This is a genomic window from Mesorhizobium sp. ISC11, assembly GCF_037162595.1.
In the GTDB taxonomy this organism is placed as follows: domain Bacteria; phylum Pseudomonadota; class Alphaproteobacteria; order Rhizobiales; family Rhizobiaceae; genus Mesorhizobium; species Mesorhizobium ciceri.
Genome location: NZ_JAVSPW010000001.1, coordinates 6,216,842 through 6,229,479, shown reverse-complemented (window position 1 = coordinate 6,229,479; position 12,638 = coordinate 6,216,842). Strand labels below are relative to the sequence as shown.

The window sequence follows — 12,638 nt, the reverse complement described above, 5'->3', positions numbered from 1 at the left end:
TTAACTCCCATTTTTCGGTTCAGTCTCGTTTCCTGCTGACGAAGAAAAACAACGTGACGATGGCAACCGAGAGCAGCAGGAAGGCGGTCGATATCGCGTTGATCTCGGGTGTGATGCCGCGGCGGATCTGGCCGAGCATGTAGGTGGGCAGCGTGTCCTGGCCGCCCGATTTGACGAACTCGGTGATGACGACGTCGTCGAGCGAGATGACGAAGGCCAGCATCAGCCCGGCCAGGATGCCGGGCCACAGGAGCGGCAGCGTGATGCGCCGGAACGTCTTCCAGGGCGTCGCGTAGAGGTCGGCTGCGGCACGCTCCAGCGTCAGGTCCATATTCTCAAGCCGCGCCCGGATCGGCAAATAGGCAAAGGGAATGCAGAACGCCGTGTGCGCGGCGACCAGATAGCCGATGCCGGAATAGCCGGTGAAGATCTTGATGCGCGAGAAGAAGATCAGCAGCGCCACGCCGGTGACGATCTCGGGCACCATCAGCGGCTGGTTGATCGCCGCATACTTGAAGGTGAGGCCGGGATAGGACGCGGTGCGGGTGGTGGCGAGCGCCGCCATGGTGGCAAAGATCGTGGAGAGCACCGCCGCGATGGAGCCGATCTGGAAGGAACGCAGCGTGGCATCGACGACCTGCGTGTTCTGCCATGCCGACTGGAACCATTTCAGCGAAAAGCCGCCCCATTCGGAGGTCGAGCTCGCCGCGTTGAAGGCATAGATGACCAGCACGATGATCGGCAGATACAGCACGATAAAGCAGGTCGCGGCGATCGCGCTGAATCCTGGCTGGTGCTTGATGGAAAAGTTCTTAGCCATGACGCACCCCCGACTTGCCGGCATTGCGCACATAGGCAAGCAGCGCCACCATGACGATGATCATGACGGCGATCGACAGCGCCGAGCCGAGTGGCCAGTTGCGGCCCTGCCCGAACTGCAATTCGATCAGGTTGGACAGCATCATGTTCTTGCCGCCGCCAAGCACGCTCGGTGTCACATAGGCGCCAAGCGCTGGAATGAAGACCAGGATGGAGCCGGCGATGACGCCCGGCTTGACCATCGGAAAGATAATCCGCCGCAGCACCTGGAAGCGCGTGGCGTAAAGGTCGTAGCCCGCCTCGACCAGCCGGAAATCGAGCTTTTCCATACTGGCGTAGATCGGCAGCACCATCAGCGGCAGGTAGACATAGGCCATGCCGATCAGGATCGCCGTGTCGGTGTAGAGGATCTGGATCGGCGCCGAGATGATGCCGAGCTTGAGCAGCATCGTGTTGATGATGCCTTCGTTGCGGATGATCTGCAGCACTGCGAAGGTGCGGATCAAAAGGTTGGTCCAGAACGGAATGGTGATCAGGAACAGCCAGAGATCGCGGGTCTTTTCGCTGCGCGTCGCCATGAAATAGGCGGTCGGGAAACCAAGCACCAAGGTGGCGATCGTCGTCACCACCGAGAGCTTGATCGAGCGCAGGAAGATGGTGACGTGGGCGGCGGCGATCGAAAGCGTGTCGTCGAAGATATCGCGTTCCAGAAACACCGCTATCCAGGCTTCCGGCGAGAACTGCCACTTCACGTCGCCATAGGAGCCTGGCGTCAGGAACGAGTAGACCAGCACGATCAGCAAGGGGCCGGTCGCGGCGAGGAAAATGACCAGCAGCGCTGGCGCTGACAAAAGCCAGCGGTCGCGGACATCGCGCCGCTCCGCTGCCTTGGCGACTTCTTCCGCGGTCGCCATCGTCAGTCCTTCAGGACCTGGGCGGCATCGCTGCCGATGAGGATGCCGACCGCGTCGCCCTTCTCGAAACCGCAGCCCGCGCTGCGCGTGTTCTGCTGGCGTACGGTGAAGAGTTCGCCGCTGTCGAGATGAACATGGATGTGGGTGTCGGTGCCGAAATAGACGATATTATCGACCCTCCCCGACAGTTCGCCCTTGGCCTTGGTCAGCTTGGCGTGTTCAGGCCGAACCACGACCGTGGCATTGGGCTTGGGCTGGAAACCCTGGGCCACGGTCGCCTCAATGGTCGCACCGGACTTGAGCGTGGCGCGCGCCTTGCCGTTGGCCATCTCGCTGATGGCGGCCGTCAGGAAGTTGGTTTCACCGATAAAGTCGGCGACGAAGCGTTCGGCCGGCTTGTCGTAGATATCCCAGGGCGAACCGACCTGGAGGATCTTGCCCGATGACATGACCGCGATGCGGTCGGACATGGTCAGCGCTTCTTCCTGGTCGTGGGTGACGAAGATGAAGGTGATGCCGGTCTCGTGCTGCAGCCGCTTCAACTCGATCTGCATCTCCTTGCGCAGCTTGTAGTCGAGCGCCGACAGTGGCTCGTCGAGCAAAAGCACCTTCGGCTGCGGTGCCAAGGCGCGGGCCAAGGCCACGCGCTGCTGCTGGCCGCCGGAGATCTGGCTGGTGCGACGACCGGCGAGTGCCTCCATCTTGACCAGCTTCAGCATCTCGGCGACGCGCGCCTTGATCTCGGCCTTCGGCTTACCCAGCATTTCCAGGCCAAAGCCGATATTGTCGGCGACCGTCATGTGCGGGAACAGCGCATAGGACTGGAAAACGGTGTTGACCGGCCGCTTGAAGGGCGGCAGCGGCGCGATGTCCTGGCCGTAGAGAAGGATTTCACCGGCGGTTGGAAAGTCGAAGCCGGCGATCAGCCTGAGCAACGTCGTCTTGCCGCAGCCGGATGGCCCCAGCAACGTGAAGAATTCGTTCTCGCGGATAGATACCGAGACCGTGTCGAGGGCAGCCACCTGCCCCTCACCTGATCCGAAAATTTTGCTGACGTTTACTACTTCAATCGCATTCCGATCCGGTTTGTCCGGCACGATTACGCCTCACTGTTGACCCCGCTCTTGCTGGCGGAGCTCTTCCCCTGTTCGATGTGACCACATGGCCGGTGGGTTGGCAAGCCCGGCATTGGGTCACAGTTCAGTCAGTCATTGAGGCCTGCAAGCCCCATGCCATAGTCAGGCCTGATAGGTGATCTTGCCGCCGCAAATCGTCGTCACCGGCCGCACCTTGTGCAGATCGGCCGGGGCGGTGTTCTCGATATCCATCGACAAAACCACCAGATCGGCCATGTAGCCCGATCTCAGCGTGCCCTTGCGGTGCTCGGCGAATTCGGCGTAGGCGCCCTCGATCGTGTAACCGGCGATCGCTTCATGCAGCGAGAAACTCTGGTCCGGGTCGCTTTCTGCCCATGGTTTGCGCAACACTGCCGCCTGAATGCCCAGGATCGGATCGATCGGCGACACCGGCCAATCGGATGCGAAGACGACATGCGCGCCGGCATCCTTCAAGGTTCGCCAGGCATAGCTCAGCGGCCAGCGTGCCGGCCCGATGCGCGACACCGTCGGCTCCAGCGGAAAATCCATGGCGCCGGGCGGATGCGGCGGTTGCATGGAAGCAATGACGCCGAGTTCTGCGAAACGCGGCACATCCGATGTGGTCGTGACCTCGATGTGCTCGACCCGGTGACGGCTGTCGCGCTTGCCGTTCGCCTTCTGCGCCGCCTCATAACCGTCGAGCACCGCGCGCACGGCGCCGTCGCCGATCGAATGCACGGCGATCTGCAGCCCGCGCCTGTCGGCCGCGACGGCCAGATCGATGAATTGTTGCGGCGTGAACAGCGGCTCGCCCACCCAGTCGGGCCGGTCGGCGTATGGCTCGACCATGACAGCTGTCCAGGAGTCGAGCACCCCGTCGTAGAACACCTTGACCATGCCCGACGACAGCCATTCGCTGTTGTAGCTTTCGGCCATACCAGATGCCTTGTCGAGCATGTCGAGCGTCATGAAATTCTTGTAGTGGAACGGGATCTTGACGCGGCAGGGCAAGCCTTCCTCGGCTTCGATCTCGGCCAGCAGCTCAAGCTGGTAGAGGTTGCCGTCCATGTTCTGGATCGAGGTGATGCCGTGGCGGGCGCACCAGGCGAGCCCGCGCCGCATGATGTCGCGGTCGGCGTCCCGCTCGGCCGCCGTCGGCATCGGGTCCGGCTCGCCGCCGGTCGACAGCCCCAGCCGCACCCGGTTTTCGCCGGCAAGGTCGAGCACCGGGCCAAAGGCCTCGCCTTCGCGCAATTCGCCGGCGGCCAGTCCATCGTCACCCATGACAATCTCATTGCCAGGGCCGAGCGTGCGCCCCTGCAGGATGCCGGCCATTTCCAACGCCTTGGTGTTGGCCCACATGGTGTGATGGTCGGGCGCCGCCATGCAGAACGGACGATCGGGCAAAATGGCGTCGAGGTGATGGCGCGTCACGCGCTCGCTGCCGAGCACGGTGTAGTCGACGCCTTGGCCGACCAGCATCTTCGCGTCGGGCCGGGTAGGCGCATAGTCGCGGATCGCCTTCTGCAGCGCCTCGAAGCCATGGATACCGGTGAGTTGAAGGTGGGCAAGTTCAGCCCCGCCCGAAAACAGATGCATGTGGGCTTCGATGAAACCCGGCAGGACGGAGCCGCCCTTGGCGTCGATTACCTTGGTGGCCGGTCCCTTGAACTCTTCGATGGAGGCGCGGCTGCCGATGGCGATGATTGCGCCGTCCTTGACGGCGACGGCCTCGGCGGTGGGATTGTCGTCGTCGATGGTCAGTACACGACCATTGATGACGATCAGATCCGCATTGTGACCTGCACCTGTGACAGACATCGCGACTCCGCGCTTTTGACGACTGACTGAGACCGACAACCTCTTGGCCAACGACCTGCCACTCCACCGGAGCGGCGCCATGGGACGAAAAAGAATGCCAGCGCGCTGTCTTGGAAATTCCCCTTGTCATCCCAAGAGGCAGCGTGGATAAAGAATGCGACTGATTATTCGCGTTTGTCAACATACCGAATCTGGAATGTATCGTGGACAGCAAGCTCCCACCATGTTGAGACCGGGCGGGGAACGAGGACATCGGACGGTGAAGCGCAGTCTCGACCGCAAAACCAGGATAGCGCTCGAACCGCGCAAACAGCCGCGGCAAAAACGCTCCAGCAAGGTGGTCGACCGGATTCTCGACGCAGCGCTGGTCTTGACGCGGGAGCAAGGAACCAAGACGCCGACGACGCTGGCCATTGCGCAGCGCGCAGGCTTGTCGGTTGGTTCGATCTACCAATACTTTCCCAACAAGGAAGCCATTCTTCTGGACCTCGCCCGGCGCTGGCTGTCATCCTTTCCCGAGGTGATCGCCAAGCGTATCAAGGTCGCCCCGCCCACCAACCGTGAAGAGTTTCGGCAGGAAGTGCGCAAGCTCTTCATCGACACGTCCAGACTCTACCTCGAAAACGCCAGCCTGATGCCGGTGATAGAGGCCATTTCAGGCAACGCCGACCTCAGGCCGATCCAGAACGAATATGACGAGCAGATCATCGCGCTCTACGCCGCATGGCTGCAGCATGTGAACCCGGCGCTTGAAGACAATGTCGCCAGCCGGCTCGGCGTGCTGATGATGGACGTCGGGCACGCCTGCCGGCTTGTCGGGCTGAAAAGAGACCGCAAGACATACGACCTCATCGAGGACGATGTGGAAAGAATGTGGCTCGCTCTGGTGAGCCCTTATCTCAATCTTGAATCTTGACTGATTTCGCACTTCGAGAGGAATTTATGAAGACTGTTTTCTCCCCCCTTCACGCCGGCCATGCCGGTCAAATGGAACTGGTCACATCAGCCATCGTGCCGGGTTTCGAGAAGCCATCGAGGGCCGAATTCATCAAGGCGCGGGTCGAAAGCGAGAAACTGGGTCCCATCATCGCGCCGCACGAACATGACCTCGCCGCCGCCAAGCGCATCCACAAATCAGACTATATCGACTTTCTCCCGACGGTCTGGCCGCAATGGCTGGAAGCAGGTCTCACAGGCACGGCGATGCCCTTCACATGGCCGACGCGCGGCCTGCGCGGCGACGTGCCGCCAAAGCGCGTCGACGCGCTGCTCGGCTATTATTCCTTCGATGCCGGCGCCACTTTCGTCGAAGGCACGTGGGCCGCGATCAAGTCTTCCTACGACGTAGCGCTGACCGCCGCCGGCCTGCTCAAGGATGGCGAGGCTTCCGCCTTCGCGCTCTGCCGTCCACCCGGCCACCATGCCGGGGCTGGCTTCATGGGCGGCTATTGCTATATCAACAACGCCGCTGTCGCCGCGCAATGGTTCCGCGACCACGGCGCCAAACGCATCTCGATCCTCGATGTCGACTACCATCACGGCAACGGTACGCAGGAGATCTTCTACGACCGTGCCGACGTCCAGGTGCTCAATCTGCATGGCGATCCGATGGTCGAGTACCCGTTCTTCCTCGGCCATGCCGACGAACGCGGCGCGGGTGCCGGCGAAGGCTTCAACATCAATTATCCGATGCCCTTCGGCACCGACTGGGATGCATGGAACGCCTCGCTCGAGGATGCCTGCGGCAGGCTCGCCGCTTATGCACCGGATGTCGTCATCGTCTCGCTGGGTGTCGATACGTTCGAGAAGGACCCGATCAGCCAGTTCAAGCTGAAGACGTCTGATTATCCCAAGATCGGCCGCCGCATCGCCAGGCTCGGCCTGCCGACGCTGTTCATCATGGAAGGCGGCTATGCCGTCGAGGAGATCGGCATCAACGCGGTCGGCGTGCTGACCGGGTTCGAGGATCGGTAAATGCCTGTCGTCCAGGAGCATCTGGCGATTTTGGGACAACGACAGGCATAAGCAAAGGACCACCGGGACCGGGCGGCAACATCGCCCGGCTCCCACTATCGGGCCAAGGCACCAGTCTTCGGCACAGCAACCGGCGCGCCCGTCTGTCCAATGCTCCCGACCCTGGCGAAATCGACCAGCCGCCGAGGTGGCCGGCGAAGATTTTCGCGTCCCGGTCTTCTGTCCAGGGCGCGAAAACCGACTTGTGAGTCGCACATGAGTCCACCGGATTCGATTTTGTCAAATCGCGTTTGATGTCAGATTCAACTGCGGGTAGATTAGACCCGAATCAGCCGGTCCTGGGGGGCGCGGCGACCACCCAAAGTCTTTTGTTCCGGAGCTTTTCCGGCACCAGACGCGGACGGCTTCGCGTTCCCTGAATGGATTCGGGATTTGGTTCGGTGCAGCCCTGCGCCACGCGTGTGTCTTCGTCAAAGTAATGCGTATTCGGGTTCGGCGGCTGGCTTCCAGTATCCGGACAGCAGAAACGATTCCGGCCAAAAGCAACAAGAATGAGCAGTCCCGCCGCACGTCTTCAATCCGACACATTGGGCTCGCGCCTGACGTCGCGCGGCGATCTCACCAGCTTTTTCATGCAATTGACCGCCGAGATCGGCGCCGACAGCTACATGTTGGTCGCCATCGTCCACGACCAGGACCGCAACGATGCGCGCATCGTCTCCTCCAACTGGATTTTCGATGCCATCGAGCTGATCGGCAAGCGATTGATCGCCGGGCTTGCGCAAGGCGCGCTCACCGTCGCGCCAGGCATCCGCCCACAGCCCCTGGTGGCATCTCGGGCACCAGAAGCAGACGGATTGGTCACCGGCGAGGAAGCCCGCCTTCTCGACGTGCTCGGCCATGCCGAGATCTATTCGCTGCGCCTCAATGTCGGCCGCCAGCGCCTGTTTGCCCTGTTCTCTGCGGCGACCGCCGGCAGCATCGACCAGCCGGCGCTGATGCGCGCGCAGCTGAAATGCTGCTACGCGCTCTCGCACATCCCGCAACTGATTGCCGCCGCCGCCATGCAGGACCCGTTGTCGGATCGCGAGCGCGAATGCCTGTTCTGGGTTTCCGAAGGCAAGACCACCGACGAGGTCGCCGTCATCCTTGGCGTCTCCTCCAACACCGTCAACAGCTACATCACCCACGCCATCCAGAAATTCGCGGCCAGCAACCGCGCGATGGCCATCGCCACGGCGATCAGGAGCGGCATCATTTGAAACACGCCGATATCAAGGAAACGGCCGAAGCCCTTTTCAACGAGCAGCGCAACCCGTTCGGGGCCTTCACCCTTGGCTCCGAAACCCATCACGCGGTCACCATTCCCGATGCCGTGCGCCGCTGCCGCTGGATCGCCGTTGACATGAATGCCTCGGCTTTCGGCCTCTTCTTCGTAAGCCCCTCGCCCGAGCGGGCGCGGCTCGTGCCATGCTTCGATTCCGATTATCCCGGCATTGCGGTGGCGACCAAGTTCATCTCAGGCGCCAACGGCGAGGAGATCGTGCGCCACACCCGCATCTCGACCGAACCGCGCTGGTGGACGGATGACGGCGTCCCTGCCACGGCGGAGCTGTTTGGCGATTTCGCCTGGACCGAGCGGATGGCGGCGCTGGTGCCCGGAACCAGCGGCATCGCTTTTCCCGTGCACGCCGACCGCGGCCAATGCGGCCTTGTCGTGTTCCTGGGCTCGGAGATGACCTTGCAGCAGGATGCGCTCTACGAAATACACGCTCGCTGCTTTTCGCTGTTCGCCGCCGTCGCCCGCATCCGTCCGGGCGATGCCGGCCGCATGCGTGCAATCTCCAAGCGCGAACTCGAATGCCTGAAGCTGACCGCCAACGGCAACACCAGCGAGGAGATCGCGCGACTCCTGAAACTGTCGGTGCACACCGCCAACCAGTATCTGACCCAATCGACCCAGAAGCTCAACGCCGTCAATCGCAACCAGGCCGTTGCCAAGGCGCTGCGGCTGGGCTTGATCGAATAGGGGAATTCGGCAGCGCTTCGAAAGCGACCGACGGTCAGCGATAGGCCAGCGGCTCGACCTTGCGGATACGCGCCTCTTCGATCACCGCTTCGAGCAGCGCCGTGTTGCGCTCCGGGTCTTCGCCCGGCTTCTCGAACGATACGTAGTTGACCGCCACCGACGCGCCGAGCTCGCTCAGCGTCAGCTGGAAATAGACGGTGACGCCGGGCGGCCTCAGTTCCAGATCGAGCACGATGCGCGGGCTGCCGCTCCAGTCGACATGCGCCTCACCACCATGGCCGAGCCGCAGAGTGCCCGGCATGAAGAACAACTCAACCGCTGAATCGACAAGGTCCGACAGGCATGCGAAATGCTCCAGCCGGATAAAGGCGATGTAGTCGGCGACATCGATCAGCCTCAGTTCGCCCACCACCTGCTCGATGGCGCTGGCGACGATGATCTCGCGGGATTTTGCGTGCGGTTGCCGGTTCATGAAATCTGTCTGCGCTCAGCCTTTTTCGAGTAGACGATCCGCACCAGTTCGGCGACGGCCTGGTAGAATTGTGACGGGATCACATTATCGACCGAAACTTGCTTGTACATGGAGCGGGCGAGCGCCACGTCCTCGAAGACCGGGATGTTGTGTTCCCGCGCGATCTCGCGGATCTTGAGCGCCACCAGATCCTGGCCCTTGGCCAGCACCATGGGCGCCGAGTCCTCGTCGCGCACATATTTCAGCGCGATCGAGAAGTGCGTCGGGTTGGCGATGATCAGCGTCGCGCGCGGCACCGCCGTCATCATCCGTTTGCGCGCCCGGTCGCGCGCCAGCGAGCGCAGCCGCGACTTGACGATCGGGTCGCCCTCGGACTGTTTGAACTCGTCCTTGACCTCCTGCTTGCTCATGCGCAGATCCTGCTTCCAGTGGAAGCGCGACCAGACGATGTCGACTGCCGCGATCAGCCCCATGACGAAGACGATGGCCACCAGGATGTCGACGGCGATGCCGCGGATGACGAGACCGAAGGCGACCGGATTGGTGATCATCCCGGCGAGCAGCTTGCGGTGGTCTTCCGACAGGGTGAAGCTCAGCACGACGATGGCAAACCCGACCTTGCCGAGTGACTTCAGGAACTCGACCCAACCCTGGATGCCGAACAGCCTGTTCCAACCCTTGGCGATCGAAATGCGCGAGAGTTGCGGCCGGACCCGCTCGCCTACGAATTGCGGCATGTTCTGGAACACCGAGGCGCCGACGCCGGCGACGGTCAGCAGCACCATCAAGCTCAGGACGGCGCGGCCGACCTCGAGCAGGACGATCTTGTAAAGCGCGATGACGTCGGTCTCGGTGTCCATCGGCCAGGCTTCCGGCTTCTCCAGGAACATCGACAGGAACATGCCGAGATCGATGATCGCATCCTTGGCGTAGAAGACGGTGAACACCAGTATGGCAACGAACGAGGCAAAGAGCGCTGTCTCCCGCGAATGGGGCAGCTTGCCCTGTTCGATGGTGTCTCGGATCTTCTTTTCCGTCGCCTCTTCGGTTTTCGAATCCTTGTCGACCGCGTCAGCCATGGCGCGGTCCTAGGCGGCGTCTTGGGTCGAGGGGAGTTCGAAGGCGCCTTCGCGCGACAGCCGGATCGTCGTCGTGACGATCGTCTTGCGGGCCGCCATGATGTCGGCGAGAGGGATCCCGTCCGAGCCCTGCCCGAGTTCGGCTTCGATCATGCGCCGCGAGCGGGCGCCGATGGCCGACAGCACCGATTCCGCGAGGGCGGCCGACGTGCCACGCAAGGCCAGCGTGACCAGCTCCGTCGATAGCCCGTCGAACAGCAGCACCCGCGCTTTCTGGGTGAGCAGCGGCAGATCGTCGAAAGCAAACAGCCGGGCTCGCACGCCGTCGAGATCAGGCGTGCCGGCGGCTTCCAGATCCTGCATCACCTCCTCGAGCAGCGGCTTGTCCAGTTCGTTGAGGACGCTGGCGACACGCGCCTGTCCGGCCGAGGTATCCTTGGTCGAGGTTTCGGCCAGCACACTGGTGCGCAGCCGGTTTTCGACGATCCTGGCGGCAGCGTCGGGAACATTGGCCATCGTCACCATGCGCTTGATGATTTCTCCACGCATCGGCTTGGTCAGTGTCAGCAGCACGCTCGCCGCCACCTGCGGCGCCAGCTTCGACAACACCATGGCCGCTGTCTGCGGATGCTCACCGGCCAGGAAGGCGCCAAGCCGCGCCGGTTCGAGCTTTTCGAGCTCGGGCCAGATCGGCGGCGGACCTTCCGGTGCGACCTCGAATTTCCTGTCGCCCATGATCGCGCTCATCTCTTCGGGCGAGAGCGATTCGTTGAGGATGGTGTCCATCCTGTCGGCGGAATCGAGCAATCCCGCCCCTTCGGTGAACTCGGCCTCGAACTCGGCGACGATGCGCTCAAGATCGCTTTGCGGAATCGTCCGCAGCAGCCGGGCGCCCTCGATCAGGGCCTTCAGTTCTTCCTGCTTGAAGAATTTCAGCAGGCGGCTGGCCGACGGCTTGCCCATCGCCACAAGTATGGCGGCCGCCTTCTGCGCGCGGGTCAAGGTCACCGGCGTCGTCATGCCACTCGCCTCCGCTGCCACCGGCAAGCCCCGCAAACCATGTCTAGGCGCCCTTCGTGCCGGCGATGATTTCGGTCAGTCTGATGCCGAAGCGCGAAGGATCGCTTTCCAGAACGGTGATCTCGCCGCGCGCGATCTTTCGGCCGTTGACCACGACGTCGACAGGTTCGCCGATGCGGCGATTGAGCGCCACGGTCGACCCTTTTTGCAGCGCCATCAGATCGGAGACCGGCATCTCGGTGCTGCCGAGGATGATCTGGACATCGACGGGGATGTTCATGATCACGCTCGAATTGGCCGACGAGGCCGCCCTGAACGCCGCATCGGGGCGTTGCTCCTCTTCATGCAGGACCCCGCGCAATTCTTCGATGGCACGGTCGAGTTGCTCGTCCGGCTGGTCGAGGTCGGCTTCCGCCTTGGTTTTGGCCATGATCGTCTCCAAATGCTCAGGCGCGTCCGGCGGCAGCCGGCATCAGCCCGTCGATAAAGTCCTGCCCGGCATCGTAAGGTTGCCTGATCCGGACTGTGTAATTCTGTCCCAGTTTGCCGAACTCGCATACGAACAGCGTCTTGCCCCGTGCGCTGAGACGCGCCTGGGACTGGGCCGTTTCCTCGAATTCGATGACATCGCCGATTTCGAAACCGGCGAGGTCGCCGAGAGTCAGCCGCGCCAGCGGCATCGTGGCCTCGAGCGCCACGGTGGAGCGCATCACCTCTTCCGAAAAGCGGGCGCGCCAGCTGGGGCCGTGATCGTCGTCGCTGACAGGCACGGCTCCGTCGCGGCTGGCCAGCACGACGCGCTGCGGCATCGTCACCGTCACGGTGCCACTGTCGGCCGGCGTCGAGATGCCAAGCACGATGCGGATTGCCGCGCCATCGCGCAGCACGTACCGCTTCGCCTCGGTGCCCGACATTGCCCGCGGCGCGGGCAGGCGCAGGTCGAGCGAACGCTTTCCCGATCCGTTGAGGGCCTGTGCGACCTGCTGGAACACCATGGTCGAAACATCGATTTCGATTTGCGACAGATCGCGTTCGATCGGCGATGCCGGCAGATCCGGGTCGCCGCCGAACAGCGTGCAGACCATGATGGCGATCGCCGGAGCATCGATTACCAGGGTCATCGCATCGGAGGACGCCGACGAGCCGATCACGGTCATCGCAAACGTGTCGCCGGCACGCGAACGCGCCTCGGGAACGCGGCTGACCTCGATCGCTTTGAGATCGACGACGACCGGAACGCCAAACTCGCTGGTCAGGGTTTTCTGCAGCAGCGGCACGGCGCGTTCGGCCATGGCGCGGCCTGCGTCGATGACCTGCGCGGCCTCGCCGCTGTCGCCGACCAGACGCTCGATGATCAGGGAGCGCGCTTCCGCTGGACTGCCCAGGCTGGTCATGACAGTGCCGGGACCGATC

Annotated in this window: 13 protein-coding genes; 4 read left to right on the top strand and 9 right to left on the bottom strand. The window is 62.7% G+C overall.

The window, feature by feature from the left end; genetic code table 11:
* Window positions 1-19 precede the first annotated feature (19 nt).
* The 4 genes from RPF88_RS30125 to RPF88_RS30110 form a co-directional block, all read right to left on the bottom strand.
* Entirely contained in the window at window positions 20-820 is an 801-nt protein-coding gene (locus RPF88_RS30125; RefSeq protein ID WP_013529816.1) for an ABC transporter permease, read from the bottom strand.
* On the bottom strand, window positions 813-1,733 hold the full coding sequence (locus tag RPF88_RS30120; protein ID WP_013529815.1) for an ABC transporter permease: 921 nt from the start codon (window positions 1,731-1,733) through the stop codon (window positions 813-815). The genes RPF88_RS30125 and RPF88_RS30120 overlap by 8 nt, the downstream gene beginning before the upstream one ends.
* Window positions 1,734-1,735: 2 nt before the next feature.
* The gene (locus RPF88_RS30115) at window positions 1,736-2,830 is read right to left on the bottom strand and encodes an ABC transporter ATP-binding protein (RefSeq protein ID WP_013529814.1); all 1,095 of its coding nucleotides are present in this window, start codon (window positions 2,828-2,830) and stop codon (window positions 1,736-1,738) included.
* 141 nt (window positions 2,831-2,971) lie between these two features.
* The gene (locus RPF88_RS30110; protein ID WP_337123766.1) at window positions 2,972-4,651 is read right to left on the bottom strand and encodes an amidohydrolase; all 1,680 of its coding nucleotides are present in this window, start codon (window positions 4,649-4,651) and stop codon (window positions 2,972-2,974) included.
* 154 nt (window positions 4,652-4,805) lie between these two features.
* On the opposite strand from RPF88_RS30110, the gene RPF88_RS30105 reads away from it, so the two are divergent.
* The 4 genes from RPF88_RS30105 (at window position 4,806) to RPF88_RS30090 (ending at window position 8,654) form a co-directional block, all read left to right on the top strand.
* Window positions 4,806-5,567 (top strand): TetR/AcrR family transcriptional regulator, encoded by a 762-nt coding sequence (locus RPF88_RS30105; protein ID WP_224675608.1) that lies wholly within the window; start codon window positions 4,806-4,808, stop codon window positions 5,565-5,567.
* A gap of 26 nt (window positions 5,568-5,593) precedes the next feature.
* The gene (locus RPF88_RS30100) at window positions 5,594-6,625 is read left to right on the top strand and encodes a histone deacetylase family protein (RefSeq protein WP_127367437.1); all 1,032 of its coding nucleotides are present in this window, start codon (window positions 5,594-5,596) and stop codon (window positions 6,623-6,625) included.
* Window positions 6,626-7,176: 551 nt separating this feature from the next.
* On the top strand, window positions 7,177-7,887 hold the full coding sequence (locus tag RPF88_RS30095; RefSeq protein WP_013529810.1) for a helix-turn-helix transcriptional regulator: 711 nt from the start codon (window positions 7,177-7,179) through the stop codon (window positions 7,885-7,887).
* On the top strand, window positions 7,884-8,654 hold the full coding sequence (locus RPF88_RS30090) for a helix-turn-helix transcriptional regulator (protein ID WP_027161441.1): 771 nt from the start codon (window positions 7,884-7,886) through the stop codon (window positions 8,652-8,654). Before RPF88_RS30095 ends, RPF88_RS30090 begins: the two co-directional genes overlap by 4 nt.
* A 34-nt stretch (window positions 8,655-8,688) precedes the next feature.
* Here RPF88_RS30090 and RPF88_RS30085 read toward each other — a convergent pair whose 3' ends face one another.
* From RPF88_RS30085 to RPF88_RS30065, 5 genes are read right to left on the bottom strand one after another with little or no spacing between them, the layout of a single operon-like run.
* Window positions 8,689-9,126, bottom strand: a complete 438-nt coding sequence (locus tag RPF88_RS30085; protein ID WP_024502682.1) for a hypothetical protein — start codon at window positions 9,124-9,126, stop codon at window positions 8,689-8,691.
* Entirely contained in the window at window positions 9,123-10,205 is a 1,083-nt protein-coding gene (flhB, locus tag RPF88_RS30080; protein WP_027161440.1) for a flagellar biosynthesis protein FlhB, read from the bottom strand. The genes RPF88_RS30085 and flhB overlap by 4 nt, the downstream gene beginning before the upstream one ends.
* A 9-nt stretch (window positions 10,206-10,214) precedes the next feature.
* Complete coding sequence (locus tag RPF88_RS30075) at window positions 10,215-11,225, bottom strand: flagellar motor switch protein FliG (protein ID WP_013529806.1); 1,011 nt, start codon at window positions 11,223-11,225, stop codon at window positions 10,215-10,217.
* A 43-nt stretch (window positions 11,226-11,268) separates the two neighbouring features.
* Entirely contained in the window at window positions 11,269-11,655 is a 387-nt protein-coding gene (gene fliN / locus RPF88_RS30070; RefSeq protein ID WP_023809994.1) for a flagellar motor switch protein FliN, read from the bottom strand.
* A 16-nt stretch (window positions 11,656-11,671) separates the two neighbouring features.
* Window positions 11,672-12,619: a FliM/FliN family flagellar motor switch protein gene (locus tag RPF88_RS30065; protein WP_013529804.1), complete on the bottom strand. Its 948-nt coding sequence runs from the start codon at window positions 12,617-12,619 to the stop codon at window positions 11,672-11,674.
* Between the last annotated feature and the right edge of the window lie 19 nt (window positions 12,620-12,638).

Excerpts from the sequence above, each read along its gene's own strand:
- RPF88_RS30125 (WP_013529816.1), bottom strand. The coding sequence starts at position 820 with ATGGCTAAGAACTTTTCCATCAAGCACCAGCCAGGATTCAGCGCGATC.
- RPF88_RS30120 (WP_013529815.1), bottom strand. The coding sequence starts at position 1,733 with ATGGCGACCGCGGAAGAAGTCGCCAAGGCAGCGGAGCGGCGCGATGTC.
- RPF88_RS30110 (WP_337123766.1), bottom strand. The coding sequence starts at position 4,651 with ATGTCTGTCACAGGTGCAGGTCACAATGCGGATCTGATCGTCATCAAT.
- RPF88_RS30105 (WP_224675608.1), top strand. The coding sequence starts at position 4,806 with ATGCGACTGATTATTCGCGTTTGTCAACATACCGAATCTGGAATGTAT.
- RPF88_RS30100 (WP_127367437.1), top strand. The coding sequence starts at position 5,594 with ATGAAGACTGTTTTCTCCCCCCTTCACGCCGGCCATGCCGGTCAAATG.
- RPF88_RS30095 (WP_013529810.1), top strand. The coding sequence starts at position 7,177 with ATGAGCAGTCCCGCCGCACGTCTTCAATCCGACACATTGGGCTCGCGC.
- RPF88_RS30085 (WP_024502682.1), bottom strand. The coding sequence starts at position 9,126 with ATGAACCGGCAACCGCACGCAAAATCCCGCGAGATCATCGTCGCCAGC.
- flhB (WP_027161440.1), bottom strand. The coding sequence starts at position 10,205 with ATGGCTGACGCGGTCGACAAGGATTCGAAAACCGAAGAGGCGACGGAA.
- RPF88_RS30075 (WP_013529806.1), bottom strand. The coding sequence starts at position 11,225 with ATGACGACGCCGGTGACCTTGACCCGCGCGCAGAAGGCGGCCGCCATA.
- fliN (WP_023809994.1), bottom strand. The coding sequence starts at position 11,655 with ATGGCCAAAACCAAGGCGGAAGCCGACCTCGACCAGCCGGACGAGCAA.
- RPF88_RS30065 (WP_013529804.1), bottom strand. The coding sequence starts at position 12,619 with ATGACCAGCCTGGGCAGTCCAGCGGAAGCGCGCTCCCTGATCATCGAG.